The sequence below is a fragment of the Kitasatospora sp. NPDC008050 genome (genome assembly GCF_042957465.1).
Taxonomy (GTDB): Bacteria; Actinomycetota; Actinomycetes; order Streptomycetales; family Streptomycetaceae; genus Kitasatospora.
In genome coordinates this window covers 206,832-228,066 of the sequence record NZ_JBIBIJ010000007.1, presented here as the reverse complement: position 1 = coordinate 228,066, position 21,235 = coordinate 206,832, and the positions used below count along the sequence as shown (strand labels likewise).

The 21,235-nt window shown below is 71.3% G+C and carries 26 protein-coding genes; 5 read left to right on the top strand and 21 right to left on the bottom strand.

Features of this window, described 5'->3' with window-relative positions:
- Positions 1-299: 299 nt before the first annotated feature.
- Entirely contained in the window at positions 300-749 is a 450-nt protein-coding gene (locus ACFZB9_RS16565; RefSeq protein ID WP_391447674.1) for a MarR family winged helix-turn-helix transcriptional regulator, read from the top strand.
- Positions 750-768: 19 nt separating this feature from the next.
- Here ACFZB9_RS16565 and ACFZB9_RS16560 read toward each other — a convergent pair whose 3' ends face one another.
- The 7 genes from ACFZB9_RS16560 to ACFZB9_RS16530 all read right to left on the bottom strand — a co-directional run bounded on the left by ACFZB9_RS16560 (position 769) and on the right by ACFZB9_RS16530 (position 4,791).
- Positions 769-1,995, bottom strand: coding sequence for a CobW family GTP-binding protein (locus ACFZB9_RS16560; RefSeq protein ID WP_391447673.1), 1,227 nt, complete (start codon positions 1,993-1,995; stop codon positions 769-771).
- Positions 1,996-2,083: 88 nt separating this feature from the next.
- Complete coding sequence (locus ACFZB9_RS16555; RefSeq protein WP_391447671.1) at positions 2,084-2,236, bottom strand: hypothetical protein; 153 nt, start codon at positions 2,234-2,236, stop codon at positions 2,084-2,086.
- 4 nt (positions 2,237-2,240) lie between these two features.
- Complete coding sequence (locus tag ACFZB9_RS16550; RefSeq protein WP_391447669.1) at positions 2,241-2,876, bottom strand: hypothetical protein; 636 nt, start codon at positions 2,874-2,876, stop codon at positions 2,241-2,243.
- Positions 2,877-2,904: 28 nt separating this feature from the next.
- Positions 2,905-3,753 (bottom strand): helix-turn-helix domain-containing protein, encoded by an 849-nt coding sequence (locus ACFZB9_RS16545; protein ID WP_391447668.1) that lies wholly within the window; start codon positions 3,751-3,753, stop codon positions 2,905-2,907.
- Between the two features lie 23 nt (positions 3,754-3,776).
- The gene (locus ACFZB9_RS16540; RefSeq protein ID WP_391447666.1) at positions 3,777-4,304 is read right to left on the bottom strand and encodes a DUF6879 family protein; all 528 of its coding nucleotides are present in this window, start codon (positions 4,302-4,304) and stop codon (positions 3,777-3,779) included.
- The gene (locus ACFZB9_RS16535; RefSeq protein ID WP_391447664.1) at positions 4,276-4,539 is read right to left on the bottom strand and encodes a hypothetical protein; all 264 of its coding nucleotides are present in this window, start codon (positions 4,537-4,539) and stop codon (positions 4,276-4,278) included. Before ACFZB9_RS16535 ends, ACFZB9_RS16540 begins: the two co-directional genes overlap by 29 nt.
- A gap of 45 nt (positions 4,540-4,584) precedes the next feature.
- Entirely contained in the window at positions 4,585-4,791 is a 207-nt protein-coding gene (locus tag ACFZB9_RS16530; protein ID WP_391447663.1) for a hypothetical protein, read from the bottom strand.
- 214 nt (positions 4,792-5,005) lie between these two features.
- Here ACFZB9_RS16530 and ACFZB9_RS16525 point away from each other — a divergent pair, with 214 nt between their 5' ends.
- Positions 5,006-6,796: an APC family permease gene (locus tag ACFZB9_RS16525; RefSeq protein ID WP_391447661.1), complete on the top strand. Its 1,791-nt coding sequence runs from the start codon at positions 5,006-5,008 to the stop codon at positions 6,794-6,796.
- A gap of 49 nt (positions 6,797-6,845) precedes the next feature.
- On the opposite strand, the gene ACFZB9_RS16520 is transcribed toward ACFZB9_RS16525, so the two are convergent.
- The 5 genes from ACFZB9_RS16520 to ACFZB9_RS16500 all read right to left on the bottom strand — a co-directional run bounded on the left by ACFZB9_RS16520 (position 6,846) and on the right by ACFZB9_RS16500 (position 9,411).
- Positions 6,846-7,535: an aminoglycoside phosphotransferase gene (locus ACFZB9_RS16520; protein WP_391447659.1), complete on the bottom strand. Its 690-nt coding sequence runs from the start codon at positions 7,533-7,535 to the stop codon at positions 6,846-6,848.
- A gap of 167 nt (positions 7,536-7,702) precedes the next feature.
- The gene (locus ACFZB9_RS16515) at positions 7,703-7,831 is read right to left on the bottom strand and encodes a hypothetical protein (RefSeq protein ID WP_391447658.1); all 129 of its coding nucleotides are present in this window, start codon (positions 7,829-7,831) and stop codon (positions 7,703-7,705) included.
- Between the two features lie 332 nt (positions 7,832-8,163).
- Complete coding sequence (locus ACFZB9_RS16510; protein ID WP_391448070.1) at positions 8,164-8,676, bottom strand: NUDIX domain-containing protein; 513 nt, start codon at positions 8,674-8,676, stop codon at positions 8,164-8,166.
- Positions 8,677-8,821: 145 nt separating this feature from the next.
- On the bottom strand, positions 8,822-9,109 hold the full coding sequence (locus ACFZB9_RS16505) for a hypothetical protein (protein WP_391447657.1): 288 nt from the start codon (positions 9,107-9,109) through the stop codon (positions 8,822-8,824).
- Positions 9,109-9,411, bottom strand: coding sequence for a hypothetical protein (locus tag ACFZB9_RS16500; RefSeq protein WP_391447655.1), 303 nt, complete (start codon positions 9,409-9,411; stop codon positions 9,109-9,111). Before ACFZB9_RS16500 ends, ACFZB9_RS16505 begins: the two co-directional genes overlap by 1 nt.
- 107 nt (positions 9,412-9,518) lie before the next feature.
- Between ACFZB9_RS16500 and ACFZB9_RS16495 the strand changes: the two genes are divergently transcribed.
- Positions 9,519-10,349, top strand: coding sequence for a helix-turn-helix domain-containing protein (locus tag ACFZB9_RS16495; RefSeq protein ID WP_391447653.1), 831 nt, complete (start codon positions 9,519-9,521; stop codon positions 10,347-10,349).
- On the top strand, positions 10,346-10,558 hold the full coding sequence (locus tag ACFZB9_RS16490; RefSeq protein WP_391447652.1) for a DUF397 domain-containing protein: 213 nt from the start codon (positions 10,346-10,348) through the stop codon (positions 10,556-10,558). Before ACFZB9_RS16495 ends, ACFZB9_RS16490 begins: the two co-directional genes overlap by 4 nt.
- Positions 10,559-10,651: 93 nt before the next feature.
- Here the strand turns inward: ACFZB9_RS16490 and ACFZB9_RS16485 are convergent, their stop codons facing one another.
- The 8 genes from ACFZB9_RS16485 to ACFZB9_RS16450 all read right to left on the bottom strand — a co-directional run bounded on the left by ACFZB9_RS16485 (position 10,652) and on the right by ACFZB9_RS16450 (position 17,196).
- Positions 10,652-11,092 carry an SAV_915 family protein gene (locus ACFZB9_RS16485; protein WP_391447650.1) on the bottom strand — a complete coding sequence of 147 codons (441 nt, stop codon included), beginning with the start codon at positions 11,090-11,092 and terminating at the stop codon, positions 10,652-10,654.
- Positions 11,093-11,162: 70 nt separating this feature from the next.
- Complete coding sequence (locus tag ACFZB9_RS16480) at positions 11,163-11,429, bottom strand: hypothetical protein (RefSeq protein WP_391447648.1); 267 nt, start codon at positions 11,427-11,429, stop codon at positions 11,163-11,165.
- 168 nt (positions 11,430-11,597) lie between these two features.
- Positions 11,598-12,473, bottom strand: coding sequence for a metal ABC transporter permease (locus ACFZB9_RS16475; RefSeq protein WP_391447647.1), 876 nt, complete (start codon positions 12,471-12,473; stop codon positions 11,598-11,600).
- Positions 12,470-13,426, bottom strand: coding sequence for a metal ABC transporter permease (locus tag ACFZB9_RS16470; RefSeq protein ID WP_391447645.1), 957 nt, complete (start codon positions 13,424-13,426; stop codon positions 12,470-12,472). The genes ACFZB9_RS16475 and ACFZB9_RS16470 overlap by 4 nt, the downstream gene beginning before the upstream one ends.
- A complete protein-coding gene (locus tag ACFZB9_RS16465; RefSeq protein ID WP_391447643.1) occupies positions 13,423-14,421 on the bottom strand; it encodes a metal ABC transporter ATP-binding protein in 999 nt (332 codons plus the stop codon). The genes ACFZB9_RS16470 and ACFZB9_RS16465 overlap by 4 nt, the downstream gene beginning before the upstream one ends.
- A complete protein-coding gene (locus ACFZB9_RS16460) occupies positions 14,418-15,377 on the bottom strand; it encodes a metal ABC transporter solute-binding protein, Zn/Mn family (RefSeq protein WP_391447642.1) in 960 nt (319 codons plus the stop codon). The genes ACFZB9_RS16465 and ACFZB9_RS16460 overlap by 4 nt, the downstream gene beginning before the upstream one ends.
- A 260-nt stretch (positions 15,378-15,637) precedes the next feature.
- Positions 15,638-16,402 carry a class II aldolase/adducin family protein gene (locus ACFZB9_RS16455; RefSeq protein ID WP_391448068.1) on the bottom strand — a complete coding sequence of 255 codons (765 nt, stop codon included), beginning with the start codon at positions 16,400-16,402 and terminating at the stop codon, positions 15,638-15,640.
- 161 nt (positions 16,403-16,563) lie between these two features.
- Positions 16,564-17,196: a TetR/AcrR family transcriptional regulator gene (locus ACFZB9_RS16450; RefSeq protein WP_391447640.1), complete on the bottom strand. Its 633-nt coding sequence runs from the start codon at positions 17,194-17,196 to the stop codon at positions 16,564-16,566.
- Between the two features lie 123 nt (positions 17,197-17,319).
- Here ACFZB9_RS16450 and ACFZB9_RS16445 point away from each other — a divergent pair, with 123 nt between their 5' ends.
- The gene (locus tag ACFZB9_RS16445; protein ID WP_391447638.1) at positions 17,320-19,581 is read left to right on the top strand and encodes an MMPL family transporter; all 2,262 of its coding nucleotides are present in this window, start codon (positions 17,320-17,322) and stop codon (positions 19,579-19,581) included.
- A gap of 82 nt (positions 19,582-19,663) precedes the next feature.
- On the opposite strand, the gene lysA is transcribed toward ACFZB9_RS16445, so the two are convergent.
- Positions 19,664-21,133, bottom strand: a complete 1,470-nt coding sequence (gene lysA, locus ACFZB9_RS16440; RefSeq protein WP_391447636.1) for a diaminopimelate decarboxylase — start codon at positions 21,131-21,133, stop codon at positions 19,664-19,666.
- Between the last annotated feature and the right edge of the window lie 102 nt (positions 21,134-21,235).

The following is a 21,235-nucleotide window of genomic DNA, read 5'->3' as shown; positions in this document are numbered from 1 at the left end:
CTTCAGCCGACCTGACGGTCGGCCACCACAGCATCGTGTGGCGGGGTTCCGGCGAAGGGGGATATGACAAATTTAAGGGTGAATATTCATCTACGGACTGGACGCGGCGCACGAAGGGTGCAACTGGCTCCGGGGTCACCCGCTTGATGTCGGGCTCTGGTCCGGCGGACCGATGGTGATGAACTGGTGAAGATCGAGCGGGCGGGGGCGGGGCTGGGGGCGCCCGGCGCGTACTGCGGACGCGCCTCGGACGCGCTTCGGACGCGCGAAGCGTGCGCAGCGCACGCTAGTCTGTGGGCATGGAGAATGACGTGGGCCAGGAGATCGCCGACGCGCTGGGCCTGCTGCTGCGGCGCACCACCCGCGAACACCTCTACCGGGGCCTGACCGAGGGCCTGGGCGAGGGCGTGGACGAGCTGACCTACCCGGTGCTCAGCGGCCTGGCCCGGACCGGCCCGTGCAGCGCCGCCGAGTTGGCGCCCGAGGTGGGGCTGGACCGGTCGGGCGTGACCCGGCGCGCCTCCCGCCTGGAGGACGCGGGCCTGGTGCGCCGCGAGCCCGACCCGGCCGACCGGCGCGCGGCCCTGCTGATCCTCACCGAGCAGGGCGAGGCGGTGGTGGCCGAGAGCCGCCGACGCCTCGCCGGCCGCATCGAGGCCGCCCTCGGCTCCTGGCCCGCCGCCGAGGCCCGGACCTTCGCCCACCAACTGCACCGCTTCGTCACCGACGGGCCGTTCGCCGACGGCTAGTTCCGCCACCGGGCAGGCCCTACGGCACCGGGTCCAGCAGGCCCGCGAAGGCGTCGGTCATGGCCTTCCAGCCGCTCTCCCCGCCGACCAGTTCGGCATCGGTGAGCAGGCAGGAGTCGAGCAGCCGGACGATCCCCTCGGCGTCCAGACCCGCTGCGGTGAAAGCGAGTTGCTGCACCCGGTCGCCGTGCAGCGGATGCCAGTCCAGGGCCGCGGCGGCGCGGCGGCTGGGCGGGTAGAGCTCCCAGGCGGCGTCCGACAGGGAGGTGAGCCAGGGGCCGCACTCCTCCACCGCCAGGCTGGCCCCCGCCGCGTCCCAGGCCAGCAGCTGTTCCGGCCGGTTGGCCAACCAGAACCGGCCCCGGCTGCGCTGAGCGGCCGGGACGAGCCGGGTCAGCGCCTCGTACAGCCGGGCCGGGTGCAGCGGACGGCGGCGCTCCCAGACCACCGTGGCCACGCCCGCCTCGTCCCGCTCCTGCGGCAGCAGCGCCAGCGCCGGGTTGACCCGGTCCCGGGCGGCGGGCACATCGAACCCGGCGAGCGCGGCGCGGATCAGCTCGCCGGTGCCGAGCCGGACGGTGCGTGCGGTCGGGTGCAGCTGCCGGAGCATCGCCAGCGCGGTCCGCCGCAGCGGAGCGTCACCGCCCTCGACTCCGGCCCGGGTCACGGCGAGCACACCGGCGTACTCGATCTGGTGCGCCAGCGCCTCGGCCCGGGTGCGGACGTCCTGGACGCAGGTCTGCAGGCCGTGGGCGCGGAGCTCGTCCGGCACGGAGAGGTCGGCGACGAGGTGCGCCGGGTCCACCGCCGTGACGACACCGGCGAGTTCGATCGCCTCGCCCAGGCGGCGCCCGTCCACCTCACCCTCGGCGATCAGCTCCACGGCCGGGTGCGGGTCGCAGGCGCCCCACAACTCCACGATCGCCAGGCCGTGTTGACCGAGCTCGGCGATCCGCAGCAGCTCGGGCAGCAGGTCCTCACGCAACGCGCAGCACGGGCAGTCATTGGTCAGCGGGACCACCGTCGAGGCGAACTCCCCCTCACTGTCCCGGATCCGCCGGTGCACGATGCCGTCGGCGGCATCCCGCAGGTCGTGGTGGAGGACGACGGCGTCGACACAGCCGTCCAGCAGCTCCAGCACCACCTGGCGCCGCCGGGCCGCATGCAGGCCCGCGACCACCACGACCGGCAGCCGGACGGTCTCCACGGTATCGACAGGATCAGCGGTGGCTTCACTTTCGGACATGGCAGGACTCCGGACGCCGGGGACGGGTGTGCGCGTCACCACTCTAAATGAAAACGACTTTCATTACACCCCTCCCCCGCATGCACCATCACCACCCCGAGCCCGAGCGCCCTGGCTGCCCGGCGATCTCCCGGACCCCGAACGCCCGCACGGTGCACCCATGGTGGCCCGCCGAGAGCGCGAGGAGCACGGGCGCGTCCACGGCGGCGGGGAGCTCGTCTGCCGCCTGATTCTCGATCATGCAGTCATGATGGCCAGGCAGCCGAGGTTTCGTGACGCGTCGCATAGCGGGAACTGCTGCTGGTCCAGTCGGCCAGGGCGTGGCGGAAGTGGTCGAGCGAGCGCGCGAGGCGGCGGGTGGCGGAGGCAGCATGCACCCAGCCTTCGAGGTGTGTCAGGTACCGCCGCCACCAGAAGGCCGGCATCACCGCCCGGGTGTCCGCCACGAGATCGGCGAGCGCGTGCAGGGTGGGGTGGTCGGCGGGGGCGGGGCGGGTGCTGCCGCTCGCGACCAGGACCAATGACAGCGCGAACTCGCCCACCACTTGCCGCGATTCGCCCAGCATCTCCGCATCGAAGACGTCGTCCACGATCCACGTCCACACCGCCCAGCGGGTAGCGAGGTCGAGCGAGGCGCCGGACGCGGTGGGCCAGGCGGCCAGGCACAGATCCACATACCCGTGGGAGAGGAAGGCCGCCGGGTCCGGGTGGAGACCGTACTGGGTGAGAAAGGTGGCGGCACCGACGTACAGGTCGGTGTGCCGGCGATCGGCCGGGGGCGGGGACGGGGTCACCGTGCGGTGCCCGACCGGGAGGAGCCGCTGCGCGACGGCGCGAGATCTGCCATGCCGAGGACGGTAGGGAGCGGCCGGGAGCGCCATCAACGCGTTTGCTTTCGCTTGCAGATTTTCACTCCAGCGAGTCAATCGCCTTGGAGATCAGAGCGCGTGCCTGCGCGCCGTACACGGCGAAGTCCTTGAGTCTGTCGAACGCTCGGGCGTAGAGGCCGACTTCGCCAGGGGCGGTGACCGTCACCTGGGCGGACAGCAGTTCCATGCCGGCTTCCGCGTCATCGAAGATGTTGAAGGTCTCCACCGGCCACATGGTGCGCACCGCGGTGAACGGGATGACGCCGAGCGAGACACTCGGCAAGGACATGGCCACCAGCAGGTACGCCAACTGCTCGGCCATCGTCCCGACGCTGCCGAGCCGGTAGTACAGGACAGACTCCTCCACCAGTATCGCGAAGCGGTGATTGCCCGTTCGGATGACACGGGATCGGGCGAGACGGGCCGCCACGGCTTCGGCAACGTCGTCGGGCGTGCGGCGGAAGTCGGCCACGGTGGCAAGCAGAGCAGTTGCGTACGCCTCGGTCTGCAGAACACCCGGCACGACGCGCGAGGAGTAGGCGCGGAAGTGACGGGTGCGCTCGTAGAGGGGAACCGCCGACTCCTGCAGCCTGCGCAGACCGGTACGGGTGAGCCTGCGCCACTCGACATACATGGAGTCCACGGCGCGGTTGGCGGCAATCAGATCCTCGACCTGGTCGTTCGCACCACAAGCAGCGCACCACGCGCGAATGTCCTTGTCGGACGGTGCCGTCCTGGCGTTGATGATGCGGGAGGTCTTGGCACCGTTCCAACCGCACAGGGCAGCCAGCTCCTGCCCCTGGAGACCGGCATCCAGCATGAGCTCGCGCAATCGCGCGGCGACAGCGAGGCGGGCCCCTTGGGCGCCGGAGGACGGTGAGTTGGGCATGAGCTGGCTGTCCTGGCGGGAAGCTAGATGGTGTATTCCTCGTGCGAAACGGCCCTCTCCCAGACAGCCTCGAACGCAGCGGCACAGAGCTCGGCGACCGTGGGGTCTTCGCACATCTCCGGTCCGGCGGACGCACCTTCACCAGTGAAGTGGTTGAAGCGCACCACGCGACCGTCGAACACCCAGAAGTCGTTACCAGGGAGCGCGATGTCCGAAGCCCGTCGGCGAGGCAGCCAACGCACCAGTTCCCCAGCCGCGATGTTGACGACCGTTCCGGCATGCTCGTAACGGATGTAATCGCTGACCGGTTCGGAGACGATGCGGGCGCGGCGCATCACGACACCACGGGCAACGGCCGCCCGAACCATCGACACCCAGCCGGCCCAGCCCTCGGACTCGGGGTCGACATCCGGGTGGATGCCGGAGCGCTTGAACTCCGCGAATTCCGCAGCCTCGCCGGCGATGCCGTAGGAGTCGCGCATCTCCAGGTGGACCGCCGAGTGCTGGGCGCCGGCCAGCAGCTCAGAGAAGCCCGGCACGTTCTGCATCATTGAGCGCCTTCCTCATGACCGCCGCCATGCGCAACGGGATGCGGGTCACGTTCTCATGGTCGGGGATGCCGACAGCGTGGCCGGGCACCCATTCGGTGGTGCCGATCTTCGCCAGAAGCGCCTCGCTGGGCTTCCAGCCCTGGACCACCAACTCGCGCTCCTCGTCGTCAACCCACACCATCGGGCTCTCGTCCTTCCCGGTGTCGGGGTCAATCCCACCAAACCGTAGCGACATGATGCCCTCCTGTAGGACGTTTCTGCGCGGTTGCTTGATGACTGCTCAGGCCGGCCGGTACTCCTCATGCGGGATCGAACGCCCCCACACCGCCTCGAACGACGTGGCGTACAACGCGCCCACATCGAGCCTGCCCTCCTGCCAGGCGATGAATCTCGGGTCGTCCCACATGTAGCCGTCGCGCATTTCCAGATGCACGGCCGACTGCCTGCACGCCACCATGAGCTCCTCGATCGAGGGGGCCTCGGGCACTGCTCGCCTCCGAGAAGGACTGGATCTCCGAACTCAGGCTGGCACGCTGAGCAACCGTGGCACCAGGAGTTTGCACATATTTGCGTGCCCAGAAGGGAGGCACGGCGGGCGACCCCAGCGTCGAACCAGCCAGCTGACCGCGCGTCAGTCGCGTCCCGGGCCACCGTGCGCCACTAGCGTCCTGACAGACGGGATGACGGGAAGGGTGGTGGCCATGCCCGCAGTGGGCAAGGAGCGCGACCGGCTGACGGTGCCCCAGGGGCTGGCCGCGCTCTCGCTCGACGCGCTGGCCTCGGTGGCCTACGGGCCCGAGGCGATCGTGCTGGTGCTGGCGGTCGCCGGGAGCCAGGGGCTGCGGTACACGCTGCCGGTGACGGTGGCGATCGTCGTGCTGCTGGCCGCGCTGACGTTCTCCTACCGGCAGGTGATCGCCGCCTTCCCCAACGGCGGCGGCGCCTACGCGGTGGCGGGGCGGCACCTGGGCCGGCGGGTCAGCCTGATCGCCGCCGCCTCGCTGATCATCGACTACGTGCTGAACGTCGCCGTCTCCGTCTCGGCCGGCGTGGCAGCGCTGACCTCCGCTTTCCCCTCGCTCTACGGCGACCGGGTCTGGCTCTGCGTGCTGGTGCTGGCGCTGGTCACCGGGGTCAACCTGTACGGCGTCGCCGAGTCGGCCAAGGCGCTGATCCTGCCGACGATCGTCTTCGTCGTCGCGGTCTTCACGGTGATCGTGGTCGGCCTGCTGCGCGCCCATCCGGTGACCGAGCCGACGCACCCCGGCCCGGCCACCGAGACGGTCGGGGTGCTGCTCCTGCTCAAGGCCTTCGCCTCCGGCTGCGCGGCGCTGACCGGAGTGGAGGCGATCGCCAACGCCGTGCCGACCTTCCGGCAGCCGCGGGTGCGGCGCGCCCAGCACACCGAGCTCGCGCTCGGCGGCCTGCTCGGCGCCATGCTGATCGGGCTGTCGGTGCTGATCGGCCGCTTCCACGTCGCGCCGAACAGCACCAAGACGGTGCTCGCCCAGCTCACCGACGCCTCGCTCGGCCACAACGCCGGCTTCTACATCGTGCAGTTCAGCACCGTGGCGCTGCTCGCGCTGGCGGCCAACACCTCCTTCGGCGGCATGCCGGTGCTGACCTCGCTGCTGGCCCGCGACCACCACGTGCCGCACGTCTTCGCGCTCCGCGCCGACCGGCAGGTCTACCGGCACGGTGTGCTGGTCCTGGCGGGCGCGGCGCTGGTGCTGCTGGTCGGCGCGCAGGGCGACACCCAGGCGCTGGTGCCGGTCTTCGCGATCGGTGTCTTCATCGGCTTCACCATCTCCCAGGTCGGCATGGTGCGGCACTGGCGGCTGGAACGCGGCCCGGGCTGGCGCGGCCGGGCGCTGCTCAACGGCGTGGGCGCGGTGCTGACGGCGGCGGCCACGGTGATCGAGCTGATCGCCAAGTTCGGCAAGGGCGGCTGGCTGGTCTTCCTGGCGGTCGCCGTGCTGGTGCTGCTCTTCGAGTCCGTCCACCGGGCCTACGGGCGGATCGGGCGGGCGCTGCACATCGGCGAGGTGCCCGGGCCGCCGCGGGAGCAGCCTTCGCTGGTGATCGTGCCGGTGAGTTCGGTCAACCGGCTGACCCAGGAGGCGCTGGCCACCGCGCTCTCGCTGGGCGACGAGGTGCGCGCCGTCACGGTGTCGTATCCGGACGACGAGGGGATGCCGGGCGGGGAACAGCTGCGGCAGGCCTGGGACCGCTGGCACCCGCAGGTGCCGCTGATCGTGCTGCCCAGCCCCTCGCGCTCGCTGACCCGGCCGATCGTGGACTACCTGCGCCGGCTGGAGGCGGGGCTGGAACACGACCGGCTGGTGGTGCTGATCCCCGAGATGCACCTGCCGCACGCCTGGCAGCGCCTGCTGCAGAACCAGCGCGGGGTACTGCTGGACCGTGCGATCCGTCAGCACACCGACGCGCTGATCTGCCGCCTGCGCTTCCGGCTGGAGGTGCCGCCGCGCTGACGGCGAAGCCCCGCCCATGCGCCCTGATCGACACACGGACGGGGACTGGTCACCCCAACAGCGCGCGGTACCGGGCGTTCTCCTCTTCTGCATGTGTGCCGAAACGGATCGTTGCGTCGTCGGTGACCACACGTACGAATGTGCCCCTGGTGGCTTGGCCGGCGCGCTCCCACTCGGGGAACCTGCTGAGCCACGTACGGGCATCCTGGAGCTTCCAGCCGTAACCCATGAGTCGGACGGCCATCTGTGCAGCGTCCGCCCAAGCGGGCCCAACAGCCGGCATGGCCCAGTCGACCAGGTAGCCGCGCTGAGACACGATCAAGAGATTGTGCGGGTTGGTGTCAGTATGCAGCAGCGATGAGCCGTCAAGCGCCTTGTAATCCCCGGGCCCGAGAGTCTGATGGTACCGCTCAGCCAGCAACGGGACGATGCCACTCTTGGGTGGGCGACATGAACCAACACACTTGAGAGTGTCAGCCACGACCACAGCGTCGCGAGTTCGGGGCGTGAGGTCCGCGTGCCGGCCGCTCACGTAGTTAAAGGCGATCAGGTGCCACGCATCGGCAACAGCTTCCCAGCGAAGCGCCGGACCCACCCGCGCGACTGCTGCGTTGACGTCAGCTTCCATGCGCTGTGCTTCCACGCCGCTGCGTTCAGAGACCGGCGTACCCTTCAGAAACAGCGTCTCCGTTGCCGTGGAGAGGATGAGTGCCGTTCGGCAGGTGATCCCATCTTCCACAATTTTGCAGAGATCACCTCTCCTTCTCGCTCCCTGACCAATCTCCTTACTGACTGTGGGAGTTCAACCCAGTTGACATGAGGCTCCATGGCGCAATCCCTCCTGCGAGGGGGAGGGAACCCAATGGGGCACCCTCCCCCGGGGACGGGGGTCCTGAGGTGCGAGATTCAGCCGGTGCAGATCCGCACCTTGCCGGGCTCCGACCCGAGTCGTACTCCGGTCCCCCGGCAGAACGGGCAGTTGGGGTTGCCGGCGCTCTGCAGGAGAACCTTCCAGATACCGTTCTTGTACGACATGTGTCCATCCATTCTTGGGAGTTAGACGGGCTGCCCGTCGGCCTGTCCCCGAGGGATGAGCCCGCGGGCAACCCGGTTCCGGGTCAGCAGAGGATCCGTCGGCAGATGCCCGGCGGGACGCTTGTTCCTGTCAGAGACACGGAAAGGTCTGCGCAATGGCACGGGCCCGTTCGCACTGCGCACGGCGCGCGTGCTCGCGTCTCAGGACGCGTTCGTCCACCAGGGCAGATCTGTCGTGCGCCGCCTTGGCCGTCTTCTGCCGCGCATCCAGCTCGTCGCAGCGCGGGCAGGCCGGCGTGGGCGGTGCACAGGCATCACGAGGGTCGACCGGCTCAGTCACGCGCGCGGTCGCCGATGGCCCGGCCGTGGTCCAGCAGCGGGAGCCGGAGGCCGACTTGAGCAGCGGCGTAGGCCTGACGGATGCGCCGTTCCTGGTAGGGCACCGTGTACCCGCCGAGCTGCTCCAGGGGAACCCACGTGAGGCCGGACAGTTCGTCGGACGCGCTCGCGGGGATCGCGACGGACCCCGCTTCGGCGGGCGTGAGCGTGCCGCCGTCCACCACGATGTTGAAGCCTTCGGCGGAGCTGCCGTCGTCGCCGGCCGGAACCTGGTCGAGGGCGAGGTAGTGCGTGATCTCGCGAATCAGGCCCGTCTCCTCCTTCAACTCCCGGGCCGCCGCGTCGGAGACCTTCTCGCCCTGGTGGGCGGCGCCGCCGGGGAGGGTCCAGCCTTCCTTGTAGGTCGGCTTGACCAGCAGCACGGATCCGGTGAGCGTGCGTACCAGGACCACGGCGCCGATACGACGGCGGGGCGGGCTCGCGGAGTCAACATCACAGTGGGCCATGGTTGTGCCTTTCCTCAGGGTTGGGCTGGAGGGCCCCTTCGCGGGGAGCAGACCGAGCCGCGAAAGGGTCATGTGCCCTGACTGTGTTCGTCAGGGCGCCGCGTGCCGCCGGTAGCTCGACACGGGAGTCTGTTGGGTTGTTCAACTAACTTCGGATGGGCGGAAGTTGGGCCGCCATCCGGATGCGGTGGAGGTGGCGCGCTGCCCGCTCGAATCCGACCAAGCAGAACGGCAGCGTCACCAACTGGTTGTCTGGGGTCGGAATTTGCGGTCCTGGAGCAACCAGGGCAGGACGGTCGCAGCAGATGCAGCGACCCTGGCGCCACTGGTGCGGAGGCGGCAGGGCAATCGGTTCGGGCTCGTCAGCCATCGCGTCCAGGTACTGGCAGCTGTGGCAGTCGCCGGCGGTCCCGGCCGGGAAGTCGTCGGTCATCAGGCCGCACCCTTGTCCGGGCAGTTGCTGCTGCCGCACTCGCAGAACGGCCAGTCGACCGGAGCACGCCTGCGACCAACGGCGTCCGCCATGGTGGGGTTGTACTCGGCCAAGATCGCCGCCGATTCCTCGGGACCGACCCGCCGGCGCGATCTCGTCGGCGGGGCGGTGCTGGGGACGTCGACCACCAGGGCGACGGGCTTGGGGCCCGCGACGTTGTCGCCGGCAGAAGTGGCCTTGATCGCACGCCCGTTCGCCTCGGGATCGTACTGCGCTTGTGGGGGCGTTCTGCGCGCACTCACCATCGCTCCTCTCCGTAGTGGTTCCACTACCAAGGATCGGCACGACCCCGTACGCTCGCTAGTGTTTTGACCTTGACAGCTCTGTCGCGTTAAGGAGTTCGACGATCTTGAGCGATAACGACGCTGCCCTTCAGTCATCTCCGCACGTGCGCTTCGGCCTGGAACTGCGCAGGTCGCGGCGGGCTAGACAGTGGTCACAGGTGGAGCTTGGGAAGCGCATGGGCTACACCGGCGCGTTCGTCTCGTACCTCGAACGAGCTAAGCGAGCTCCAACACGGGAGGTCGCTGTTAAGGCCGATGAGGTCTTCGAAACCGGGCAGAAGTTCTATGAGTTGTGGCGCAAGTACACACGCGCGGCACTACTGGAGGGGTTCCCCGAGTTCGCGGATGCGGAGGCCAAGTGTCGCCGTCTACGAACAGTTGGCTTGATCATCGTTCCCGGTCTGTTCCAGACGCCGGCATATGCCGCAGCTCTCGCGTCCGCGGCGGTCCGACGGGGGGCCATCACGCGGACCGAGGCGGACGAACGGACCGAGTACCTGGCTGTCCGTCAAGAGCTGCTTAACCAGAAGGCGCCGCCGGTTCTCCATGCAGTGCTTGAGGAGGGGTGTCTGCATCGGGCTATCGGGGGGCCACAGGTAATGGCGGAGCAGCTGTGCCATCTTGAGGAACTGGCACAACGCCCGAACATCACAATTCAGGTTGCCCCCTTCAGTCTCGGGGAGAACTTAACGTTCACCCTGCCGGTTGTGCTGCTTGACCTCCCGGACCACTCTGTAGTGGGGTACGCCGAATCAATCGCCAAGGGCCACCTTGAGCGGTCGCGCGCAGCCGTGACGGCTTGGTCCAGGGAGTACGATCACCTGCTAGTGGAAGCGCTGCCCCGGGCGCCATCCCTCGCACTGATCCGTAAGGCGCGAAAGGAAATTCAGCCATGAACGACCCCGTAGACCTGTCCGGCGCCTCCTGGTTCAAGTCGTCCTACAGCAACAACGGCGGTGACTGCATCGAGGTAGCCCCGAACTTTCCGGGCCTCGCCCCCGTCCGTGACTCGAAGAATCCAGAGGGGGGCGCCCTGATCTTCGGCGCCGACGCGTTCGCCTCGTTCGTCACCGAGGTCAAGGCCGGCGGCTTCGGCACCGTCTGACCCACTCTCCCACTGAGCCCCTGCGTAGCCCATGGCCGCGCAGGGGCTCAGCACTTGGAGCCGTCGGGCGATCGCTACGGGAGCAGGGACGGCTCACCGCCCGTGGGCACGGCACCGCTCGGTCCGGAGCGGGGCGGTGGGGGCCGGGGCAGGGGCACGGGCGGGGGACGGCGGGGCGACCAGCTTCGGGTCGAGGACCAGGCGGTGCACGCCCAGCGGCTCGGTCAGCTCCCGCACGGCCGACTCGGTGAGTTCGGCGGCCGGCTGCCCGGCGCCCAGCAGGGCGTGCAGGGCTTGGAGCGAGCTGAAGGCGACGGCGCAGCGGCTGCCGTCACGCTGCCGGAAGAGCCGGAGCACCTGGGTGGCGCCGACGTGGCCGAGCGGCACCTCACGGACGGGGACGTAGCGGATCGGGCTGCCGCAGGTCGGGCTGCCGTGGGTCGCGCTGTCACGGACCAGGCTGTCGCGGACGGCGGGATCCGGGGGTTCCTCGGGCGCCTCGGCGGGCTGCGAGGCGTGTGCTGCGGTGGTCACGGCGTTCCTCCGATGGCAAGAATCCGGTGACGGGAAGCGGTCGGGTACGGGAGCCCCGGGACGAGCCCGGTCAGTCCAGATACTGCATCGCGTACCGGCAGTGCGCAGGCGCCGTCCGCTCGCGCTCCGCGACCGGGAGGGCCTCCTCGTCCCCCGTGCCGTCCGCCACCCCGTCCCGATCCTCGTCCCGCTCCACCGGCCACAGGCGCTGCTGCTCGGCGCCCATCGGGGTGAAGGCCGTCCCGTTCAGCAGCCCGCGCAGCACCGCCTCGGCCAGCGGCCGGGGCAGTGGGAGATCGGTGGGCTCGATCGGCACGGAGACCTGGATATCGGTCATGGTGGTTCGCTTCCTTCCAGGAGCCGGTGACGCTGAGGGCTCTCGGTGGTCCCCACGCGCAGCTCCAGTGGAGCCCCATCCCAGCGCAAGCGCACCCGGCCTTGACGCGTGGACTACGCGCACCCGCCGGTCCTTGACGGCACCTTGACGAAGAGCCCCCCGTCCGGGCTAACCGCGTGCCGTCGCCACCGGCTCGGCCGCCCCATCGGCTGCCTGATCAGCCGCCCGGCGGCGCGGGCGGACCAGGAACGTCAGCGCGTAGACGGCGCTCGCGGTGGCCATGATGGTGAAGCTCGGCGGCAGCTTGGGCAGCGCCGCGCTGAGCAGCAGCCCGCCCCACATCTCGCCGACCGCGAGCCCGGCGGAGAGCGCGAGCGCGCGGAACGGACGGTCCGTCAGCCGGATCGCCGCACCGGCCGGCGCCGCCAGCAGGCCGAGCAGCAGCAGCGAGCCGACCGCCTGGGTCGCCTCGGCCGCGCAGGCGCCGACCAGCACCAGGAAGCCGAGGCCCAGCGCCCGGACCGGCACCCCGCGCGCCGCCGCGACCGCCTCGTCCAGGGTGGCGAACAGCAGCGGTCGGCCGATCAGCAGGATCAGTACGCAGATCGCGCCCGCGATGGCGACGGCCAGCGTGGTCTGGTTGCCGTGCAGGCCGAAGATCGAGCCGAAGAGCACGGTGGTCCCGGCTCCGCCCTGGCCCGAGCCGCTGCGCGAGGTGGTGTAGACGGTGAGGAAGAACGCGCCCAGGCCCAGGATCCAGGCGAAGACGCTGCCGATCACCACGTCGTCCGGCTTGCCCCGGCGCCCGAGGCCGCCGAGCAGCAGGCCGACCCCGATGGTCGCGGCGAACAGGCCGAGCCGCAGGTCGTAGCCGCCGGCCAGGGCCGCCATCGCGCCGGTGAAGGCCACGTGGCTGAGCGCGTCACCGGTGAACATCTGCGCGCGCAGCACCAGGAAGTAGCCGACCAGGCCGCAGGCCAGGGCGATGAACGTGCCGGCCAGCAGGGCGTTCTGGAAGAAGTCCTGGGACAGTACCGAAGTCATGCCGTGCCTCCCGGGCCGACGCTCAGCGGGCCGGCGTTCAGTGGGCCGACGTCCAGTGGGCCGCGCTCGCGCGACCGTTCCAGCGCCTCGCGGCCGCGGCGCACCAGGTGCGCCAGGACGTAGCCGGCGAAGGCGAAGCCCGTCACGAAGAAGCCGAGCGGGTAGGGCTGGTAGTACGCGGCGATCAGCCCCGCCCAGCAGGCGCCCAGGCCCAGCACCACCGAGAGCAGCAGGCTCAGGCCGGGCCGCGCGGTGAGCTGGTTGGCCGTGGCGGCCGGGATCACCATCAGCGCGAAGACGAGCAGCGTGCCGGTGATCTGGCTGGCCTCGGCGGTGGCCGCGCCCAGCAGCACCAGGAAGAGCACGTTGAGCGCCTGCACGGGCACCCCGCGCCCGGCCGCCACCTGCGGGTCGACGGAGGCGAACAGCAGCGGGCGCCCGATCACCGCGAGCACCGCGAGGACGGCGGCACCGACGATCGCCAGCACCGTCACCTGGCTGGTGGTGATCCCGAGGAAGCTGCCGAAGAGCAGCGCGGTCGGTCCCTCCAGCAGGCCCTTGTAGAGGCTGATGAAGAGGTAGCCGCAGGCGAGCGCGAAGGCCTGCACGGTGCCGGTCACCGCGGACTCCTCCGCACCGTCGGTGCGGCCCCTGCGGCCCAGCATCGCGATCACCAGGGCGGCGGCCACGCAGAACCCGAAGTAGCCGAGCGAGGTGCTGAAGCCGACCAGGACGGCCAGCGAGGCGCCCGGGAAGGCGGCCACCGAGAGGGTGTGCCCGGCGAAGGTCTGGCGGCGCAGCACCATGAACCAGCCCACCAGCGCGCAGACCACCGAGACGATCAGGCCCGCCCGGAAGGCGTTGACCATGAAGGCGTAGGACCACATGTCCTGGAAGTCGGCGACGAGGTTCCAGGAGAAGACGGGTGAGGTCACGTCGGCTGCCAGCATCATGCGGCCGCACCCCCGCTGCGCGCGGCCGGCAGGTCGGCCTGCCGGCCGGGGTGCCGGTCACTGTGCCGGGCCGGCGCCTCCGGCTGGCCGACCACCACCAGGCGGCCGCCGCTGGTGCGCAGCACCTCGACCGGCGTGCGGTACAGGCGGGTCAGCGTCTCGGAGGTGATCACCTCGGTCGGCGTGCCGCAGACCGCGCCGCCCTCGGCGAGGTAGACCACCCGGTCCAGGTGGTGCAGGATCGGGTTCACGTCGTGCGCGACCATCACCACCGCCACCCCCTCCTGGTGGCAGATCCGGCCGAGCAGCGCCGCTATCGCGCTCTGGTTGGGCAGGTCCAGGCTGTCCAGCGGCTCGTCGAGCAGCAGCAGCGACGGGCGGCGCACCAGCGCCTGGGCGATCAGCAGCCGCTGCTGCTCGCCGCCGGAGCACTGGCCGATCGGACGGTGTGCGTAGGCCGCGGCGCCGACCAGCTCGATGACCTCCGCGACCCTCGCGGCCTCGTCGGCCCCGGGTATCCCGAGGCGGGCCGCGCGCCGGCGCTTGAGCGCCGCCAGGCCCGGGACGGGGATCCCCCACCGGTCCCCGTCCAGGCCCAGCCGGACCACGTCGACGCCGCGGATCCGCACGCTCGCGTCGAAGTGGCGGCGCTGCGGCAGGTAGCCGACCGCTCCGCCGTCGGCCTGCCCCCGGCGGGAGCCCCAGCGCGCGCCGGGTGCGGCGCCGAGCACCGCCACCTCGCCGGCCGCCGGCGCCAGCACGCCGAGCAGCACCTTCACCATGGTCGACTTGCCGACCCCGTTGGGGCCGAGGACCGCGGTGAACTCCCCCGGGCCGACGGTCAGATCGACGCCCGACCAGAGCGTGCGTCCGCCCACCCGCACCGCGGCGCCGCGCAGCGACACCACCGGCTCACCGCCGGTCCCGATCCCGCTCTTCTCCACATCGGTCACGCTCATGCTGGCACCGGCCTCTTCGATCGTCTGTCCGTTCATGTGCCGGTCGCCTGCTTCAGCGCGCTCTCGATGCCCTGCAGCTGCTGGACCTGCCAGTCCTGGAAGCTGTCGTTCGCGGGCGCGAGGGTCTCGGTGACCTGGGCGACCGGGATGCCCTGCGCCTTGGCGGCGCTCACCTGGGCCATCACATCCGGGTCGGAGTTCTGGGTGTTGAAGACGTAGACCTTGATCTGCCTGGTGGCGATCTGCCGGTCGATGGCGGCCTTGTCGGCGGCGGTCGGGTCGCTGCCCTCGCTCTCCGCGTCCAGGAAGGACTCGGGGGTGAGCAGCTTGAGCCCGAGGCTCTCGGCCAGCGGCGTCACGATCGACTCCGAGGCACCGATCGGGGTGCCCGCGTACCTCGCCTCGATCTCGGCTTCCAACTGGTCGTACGGCGCCAGCGTGCGGGTCAGGAAGGTCTGCTGCTGGGCGTCGAAGTAGGCCGCGTCGGCGGGGTCCATCGTCTTGTAGTCGGCGGTGATCCGGTCGACCACCTGGTGGAGGCTGTCCGCCGAGTACCACTGGTGCGGGTTGTCGCCCACCTTCTTGCCCAGCACGGTGCCGACGTTGAGGGCGGTGCGGTGCGGCATCGGGTTGGCGCTCAGCAGCTGGCCCGCCCAGGCGTCGTAGCCGATCCCGTTGCTGATCACGTAGTCGGCGACCGACACGGCGCGGCCGTCGGCGGTGGTGGGCTCGTAGGAGTGCGGGTCGGTGTCCGGGTTGCTGATGAGGCTGGCCACCTTCACGTGGGTGCCGCCGAGTTGGCTCGCGATGCTGCCCCAGAAGTTCTCCGCGGCCACCACCTGGATCACCCTCGAACCGCCGGCCGCCGGGGTGGCGGCGCTGGAGGCCGTCGAGCACCCGCTGGTCGCGGCGAGCGTCGCGGCCGCGATCACGCCGAGACACCCGGCGGTGACGGCTCGGCGGCGGCCGGCACCGGGTATGGCGGTGCTCATGGCTGGGTCTCTCCTCAGGCCTGCGGTTCCCGACCTGGGGGATCCGTCTCTCGTGGACACCACACAGAGTAATTAGAAATGGTTTTCACATCCAGGCCGGCAGCCACCGATCTGATAATCATTGCCAACTTTTGACCGGCCGGGGACCGAGCGTCATCGAGCCATCACGGAGCGGCGCCACCGGGCGCCCGTCTGAGCAGCGCTCGGCGGCGGCTGCCGTCCAAGTCCGGACGGCCCTCGCTCGGTCGAAGCGGTCGGGCTCAGTCGAACAGGTCGGGGTCGGAGGCGGTGATCTGGTCCCACAGCGGGCGGGCCTGGAACCAGCCGGCCAGGGACGAGCCGAGCTGCCCCCGGGTGATCAGCGCCGTCTCCCGGTCGATCAGCTTCGGGGTGCCCGCCGCCATCGCCAGCAGCTGCGCCTGGCAGGAGCGCTCCATGGTGATGAACCACCACACCGCCTCGGCCACCGACTGACCCACCGTCAGCAGCCCGTGGTTCTGCAGGATCACGGCCTTGCAGTCGCCCAGCGCCTTGGCGATCCGCTGCCCCTCGTCGATCTCGTTGACCACGCCCCGGTAGTCGCGGTACACCGCGTGGTCCTCGAAGAACGCGCAGGCGTCCTGGGTGATCGGGTCCAGCAGGACGCCGAGGCTGGAGAACGCCTTCCCGTGGAGGGAGTGCGAGTGCGCGGCGGCCACCGCGTCCGGGCGGGCCGCGTGGACCTGGGAGTGGATGACGAAGGCCGCCCGGTTCACCGGCCGGTTGCCGTGCAGCAGTTGGCCCTCGTGGTCGACCAGGATCAGGTCCGAGGCCTTGATCATCGTGAAGGACATGCCGAACGGGTTGACCCAGAACCACTGCGGGTTCTCCGGATCGCGCACCGTGATGTGCCCGGCCACCCCCTCGGAGAAGCCGAACTTGCCGAACAGCCGGAACCCGGCGGCCAGTTGCTCCTTGCGGTACTGACGCTCGGCTTCGATCGAGTCGAAGCTCGGCGGCAGCGGCAGCGTGACCCCCTCCGGCACCGGGCCGAGGACGGCGGCCAGGGCGGCGGCCTTCGCGGCCGAGGCCTCGGCGCTCGCGGGGTTACTCACGGTGGAACTGCTCACGGCCCACTCCAGGTGTCGGCGGCGATGCGGACCCTGAAGAAGATACGGCGGCGCATCCGATCCGCCAACGCCGGTGCTCAGTCCGCCCGCTCCTCCAGCGCCAGGAAAGCCCGGCGCACGAAGTCCAGCAGGTCGAGGGTGGCGCGCCGGGACTCGGGCAGCCGCGAGTAGCTGATCCGGATCGCGCGCAGCACCGAGACGCCCGCGCGCGACAGCACGGCGGCGCGCAGCACCTGCCGGTCCTCGGGGTCCGTCTCCGGCCCCGCGTCCATGCCCGGTGCCAGGCGGGCCAGGAAGGCGGCGGCCACCGCCTCCTCCAGGTCGAAGAGCAGGAACCGGTCGCCCCGGCTGGTCGGGTCCGGACTCAGCGGGCGCGGGCCGAGCAGCAGCAGTGGCGGGGCGTCCGAGTGGCGGGCCAGCTCCAGGGTGGCCTCGCGCAGCGCGGCCAGCGGCGGCTCGGCCGCCGGGCGGGACCGGATCCCCTCGGCCAGCAGCGGGACGAGGTCCTTGACCTGCTGCAGGATCAGGCTCTCCTTCGAGGGGAAGTACCGGAAGAAGGTGCGCTCGCCCACGCCCGCGGCCAGGGCGATGTCCCGCACCGTGGTGGCCTCGTAGCCCTGCTCCCGAAAGAGGCGTGCGGCCGCGCTCACCAAGGCGTCGTGGGTGCGGCGCTTGTTCTGTTCCCTGCGTCCCGGTCCTTCGTCGTTCACTCCTGGATCATCTCAGCTCCCGCCGCGCGGTCCTGCCGGGGGCAAAAATGGCAGTTCTGCCAGGTTTGCTAATGTGGCAGAACTGCCAGATTTTCCTCGCAGATCCTCAGCCATGGAGCCCCCATGCCTTCCCTTCTCTACCGTCTGGGCCGGTGCGCTTTCCGGCACCGACGACGTGTGCTGGCCCTCTGGCTCGCGGTGATCGCCGCGGTCGTCGGCTGCATGCTGGCCTTCGGCGGCCCCGGCAAACTGGACGACACCTTCAGCATCCCGGGCTCGGAGTCGCAGCAGGCGCTGGACCGGATGAAGAGCGACTTCCCCGCCTCCTCCGGCACCAGCGCCCAGGTGGTCTTCACCGCACCCGCCGGGCAGAAGGTGACCGACCCGGCCGACCTGGCGGCGATCCGCACCGCGCTCGCGGCCGCCAGGACCGCACCCCAGGTCGCGAAGGTGATCGACCCGATCGCCGCGCAGACGGTCTCCGCGGACGGCAGCACCGCCATCGCCCAGGTGCAGTACGAGGTGACCCCGAGCCAGTTGGGCTCCGGTCCGCTGGACGCGCTCAAGGGCGCCGTGGCGGTGGCCACGCAGCACCAGCCGGGGATGGACGTGCAGGTCGGCGGCGCGGCCTTCGGCCCCGGGGCGTCGAAGTCCGGCGGCAGCGACCTGATCGGCGTGGGGATCGCGGTGGTCATCCTCGCGCTGACCTTCGGCTCGCTGCTGACGGCCGGTCTGCCGCTGCTGAGCGCGATAGCCGGGGTGGTCACCGCGATCGCCGGCGTGCTGTCGCTGAGCGGCGTGACGGCGATCTCGTCGACCGCGCAGAGCCTGGCGCTGATGATCGGCCTGGCGGTCGGCATCGACTACGCGCTCTTCATCGTCAGCCGCCACCGGGCCGGGCTCGCCCGCGGCACCTCGCCGCAGGAGTCGGCCGCACTGGCCGTCGGCACGGCCGGCAGCGCGGTGGTCTTCGCCGGGCTGACCGTGGTGATCGCGATGGCCGGCCTGTCGGTCGTCGGCATCCCCTATCTGACGGTGATGGGCCTGAGCGCGGCCGCGGCCGTGCTGATCGCCGTGCTGGTCGCGATCACGCTGCTGCCCGCGCTGCTCGGCTTCGCCGGGTCGCGGCTGGCGCCCAGGCCCGGCTCCCGGGCGATGCGGCGCGAGCAGGCGATCGCCGAGGCCCCCGGCGCCGGTCCGGGCGGCGAGGCGGCCACCCGGGGCAAGCCCGCGAACGGCGGCGAGCGGTGGTTCCGGCTGGTCACCCGTCGGCCGCTGCTGACCCTGCTCGCCGTGCTGATCGGCGTCGGCGCGCTCGCCTGGCCCGCGCACAGCCTGCGGCTCGCGCTGCCCGACAACGGCACCGCCGCCGCGGGCTCCTCGCAGCGGCTGGCCTACGACCAGGTGAGCAAGGAGTTCGGGCCCGGCTTCAACGGGCCGCTGCTGGTGCTCGCCGACACCGGCCACAGCACCGACCCCACCGCCGCGGCCGACCACATCGCCACCGCGATCCGCGCGCTGCCCGACGTCAGCGCCGTCGCGCACCCGGTGCTCAACGCCGCGACGCACACCGCGCTGATCCAGGTGATCCCCGCCAGCGCACCCAGCGACCAGGCGACCAAGGACCTGGTCGGCACGATCCGGGCGGACGCGCCGACGCTCCAGCAGCAGACCGGGGCGACGATCGGCGTCACCGGCAGCACCGCGGTGGGCATCGACGTCTCGGCCAAGCTGAACGCCGCGATGATCCCGTTCGCGGCCGTGGTGGTCGGGCTGTCGCTGCTCCTGCTGCTGCTGGTCTTCCGCTCTCTGGTCGTCCCGGTCAAGGCCGCGGTGGGCTTCCTGCTCTCGGTGGCCGCGACCCTGGGCACCGTGGTCGGGGTCTTCCAACTGGGCCACTTCGGCAAGCTGATCGGCGTGGACCAGGCGGGACCGGTGAGCAGCTTCCTGCCGATCATCCTGCTGGCCGTGCTGTTCGGGCTCGCGATGGACTACGAGGTCTTCCTGGTCTCCCGCCAGCGCGAGGCCTACGTCCACACCGGGCAGCCGCTCGCCGCGGTGCACAGCGGCGGCCGGCACAGCGCCCGGGTGGTCACCGCCGCGGCGCTGATCATGATCGCGGTCTTCGCCGCCTTCCTCGGCACCGACAGCCAGATGCTCAAGCAGATCGCCTTCGCCCTGGCCGTCGGCGTGCTGCTGGACGCCTTCGTGATCCGGATGACCTTCGTGCCGGCCGTCCTGGCGCTCACCGGCCACGCGGCCTGGTGGCTCCCGGGACCGCTCGCCCGGCTGCTGCCGAACCTCGACATCGAGGGCGAGCGCCTCCAACAGCCGTACCAGGAGCCGCCGGTGGAGCTCACCCTGGTCAAGACCGGGGCGCCGTAACGGGATCGGCGGCCGGGCCGGCGGGCCCGGCCGCCCCTACGGTCCGCCGGGGCGCGGCCGGTCAGCGGCCGTCAGCGGCCGGTCAGCGGCCGACCTCGCGGGCGCGGAAGTCGTCGACCGTCTCACGGCGGATCAGCAGCCGGGCCCGGCCGTCGCGCACGGCCACCACCGCCGGGCGGCCGACCAGGTTGTAGCCGGAGGCCATGGAGAGCTGGTAGGCCCCGGCCGCCGGGACGGCCAGCACGTCGCCGGGGCGCAGGTCGGCGGGCAGCCGGGCGTCGTGGACCAGCACGTCGCCGGCCTCGCAGTGCCGGCCGACCACGTCGATCACGGCGGTCGGGGCGGTCGAGGCGCGGCCGATCAGGCGCACGTCGTACGCGGAGCCGTACAGCGCCGGGCGCGGGTTGTCGCTCATGCCGCCGTCGACGGCGGCGAAGGTCCGGCCGTCGGCGGTGTGCTTGACCGACAGCACCCGGTAGACGGCCACGCCCGCCGGGGCGGCGATCGCCCGGCCCGGCTCCACGATCAGGCGCGGCACCGTGAGGCCGTGCGCCAGGCAGCGCGCCGCCAGGTGCTCGCTCACGGCGGCGGCGAACCGGGCCGGGTCGAGCTCGCGGTCCTGCGGCAGGTAGCGCACGCCGTGGCCGCCACCGAGGTCCAGCTCGGGCAGCTGGACCCCGTGCCGGTCCCGCACCTCGGCGAGCAGCTCGACCAGGCGGTCCAACGCGTCGAGGTAGGGCGCCACTTCGGTGATCTGTGAGCCCAAGTGGCAGTGCAGGCCGGCGAGTTCGAGGCTCTGCTGGGCCAGGGTGCGGCTGATCGCCTCGGCCGCGTCGCCGCCGGCGATCCGGAAGCCGAACTTCTGCCCGTCCACGCCGGTCTGGACCGCGCTGTGGTGGCCGGCGGCGACGCCCGGCACCACCCGGATCAGCACCCGCTGCGGGACGTCCGCGATGGCCAGCGCGGCCAGCCGGGGGATCTCGGCCATGCCGTCGATGACGATCCGGCCCACCCGCAGCCGGCGGGCCAGCCGCAGCTCCTCGGGAGTCTTCGCGTTGCCGTGCAGCAGGATCCGGTGGGCCGGGAACCCGGCGGCCGTGGCCAGCCGCAGTTCGCCCGCCGAGCAGACGTCCAGGCCCAGCCCCTCCTCCGCCACCCAGTCCGCCATCGCGCTGCACAGGAACGCCTTGGCCGCGTAGAGCACTTCGGCGTGCGGCAGGGCGCGGCGGTAGGCCTGGGCGCGGGCCCGGACCTCGGCCTCGTCGAGCACGTAGAGCGGCGTGCCGAAGCGGTCGGCTGCCTCGTCCAGCCCGACACCGCCGACCAGCACCTCGCCGCCGGACGCGGTGCGGGCCGAGGCGGGCCACGGGCTGCCGAGCGGCTGGTCGCACCGCTGGCGGGGCTCGGCGGGGACCGCGGGGTCGGCGACGGTGAAGCCGGTGGCTGAGGGGTCGGTGACGGTGAAGCCGGTGGCTGAGGGGTCGGCGACTGAGGGGTCGGTGACTGCGAAGTCGGTGACTGCGGGGCTGACGGCGACCTTGGTCTCGGGCATAGGATCGCGCTTCCTTCCACTCACGGCACAGGCACACAAGGGATCTCGGCCCGTCTCCAGTGGAGCCCCCGCGCCGGCCGTTCGCACCCGGTCTTGACGCGC

Excerpts from the sequence above, each read along its gene's own strand:
- ACFZB9_RS16565 (WP_391447674.1), top strand. The coding sequence starts at position 300 with ATGGAGAATGACGTGGGCCAGGAGATCGCCGACGCGCTGGGCCTGCTG.
- ACFZB9_RS16560 (WP_391447673.1), bottom strand. The coding sequence starts at position 1,995 with ATGTCCGAAAGTGAAGCCACCGCTGATCCTGTCGATACCGTGGAGACC.
- ACFZB9_RS16555 (WP_391447671.1), bottom strand. The coding sequence starts at position 2,236 with ATGATCGAGAATCAGGCGGCAGACGAGCTCCCCGCCGCCGTGGACGCG.
- ACFZB9_RS16550 (WP_391447669.1), bottom strand. The coding sequence starts at position 2,876 with ATGGCGCTCCCGGCCGCTCCCTACCGTCCTCGGCATGGCAGATCTCGC.
- ACFZB9_RS16545 (WP_391447668.1), bottom strand. The coding sequence starts at position 3,753 with ATGCCCAACTCACCGTCCTCCGGCGCCCAAGGGGCCCGCCTCGCTGTC.
- ACFZB9_RS16540 (WP_391447666.1), bottom strand. The coding sequence starts at position 4,304 with ATGATGCAGAACGTGCCGGGCTTCTCTGAGCTGCTGGCCGGCGCCCAG.
- ACFZB9_RS16535 (WP_391447664.1), bottom strand. The coding sequence starts at position 4,539 with ATGTCGCTACGGTTTGGTGGGATTGACCCCGACACCGGGAAGGACGAG.
- ACFZB9_RS16525 (WP_391447661.1), top strand. The coding sequence starts at position 5,006 with ATGCCCGCAGTGGGCAAGGAGCGCGACCGGCTGACGGTGCCCCAGGGG.
- ACFZB9_RS16515 (WP_391447658.1), bottom strand. The coding sequence starts at position 7,831 with ATGTCGTACAAGAACGGTATCTGGAAGGTTCTCCTGCAGAGCGCCGGC.
- ACFZB9_RS16510 (WP_391448070.1), bottom strand. The coding sequence starts at position 8,676 with ATGGCCCACTGTGATGTTGACTCCGCGAGCCCGCCCCGCCGTCGTATC.
- ACFZB9_RS16505 (WP_391447657.1), bottom strand. The coding sequence starts at position 9,109 with ATGACCGACGACTTCCCGGCCGGGACCGCCGGCGACTGCCACAGCTGC.
- ACFZB9_RS16490 (WP_391447652.1), top strand. The coding sequence starts at position 10,346 with ATGAACGACCCCGTAGACCTGTCCGGCGCCTCCTGGTTCAAGTCGTCC.
- ACFZB9_RS16480 (WP_391447648.1), bottom strand. The coding sequence starts at position 11,429 with ATGACCGATATCCAGGTCTCCGTGCCGATCGAGCCCACCGATCTCCCA.
- ACFZB9_RS16475 (WP_391447647.1), bottom strand. The coding sequence starts at position 12,473 with ATGACTTCGGTACTGTCCCAGGACTTCTTCCAGAACGCCCTGCTGGCC.
- ACFZB9_RS16470 (WP_391447645.1), bottom strand. The coding sequence starts at position 13,426 with ATGATGCTGGCAGCCGACGTGACCTCACCCGTCTTCTCCTGGAACCTC.
- ACFZB9_RS16465 (WP_391447643.1), bottom strand. The coding sequence starts at position 14,421 with ATGAACGGACAGACGATCGAAGAGGCCGGTGCCAGCATGAGCGTGACC.
- ACFZB9_RS16460 (WP_391447642.1), bottom strand. The coding sequence starts at position 15,377 with ATGAGCACCGCCATACCCGGTGCCGGCCGCCGCCGAGCCGTCACCGCC.
- ACFZB9_RS16445 (WP_391447638.1), top strand. The coding sequence starts at position 17,320 with ATGCCTTCCCTTCTCTACCGTCTGGGCCGGTGCGCTTTCCGGCACCGA.
- lysA (WP_391447636.1), bottom strand. The coding sequence starts at position 21,133 with ATGCCCGAGACCAAGGTCGCCGTCAGCCCCGCAGTCACCGACTTCGCA.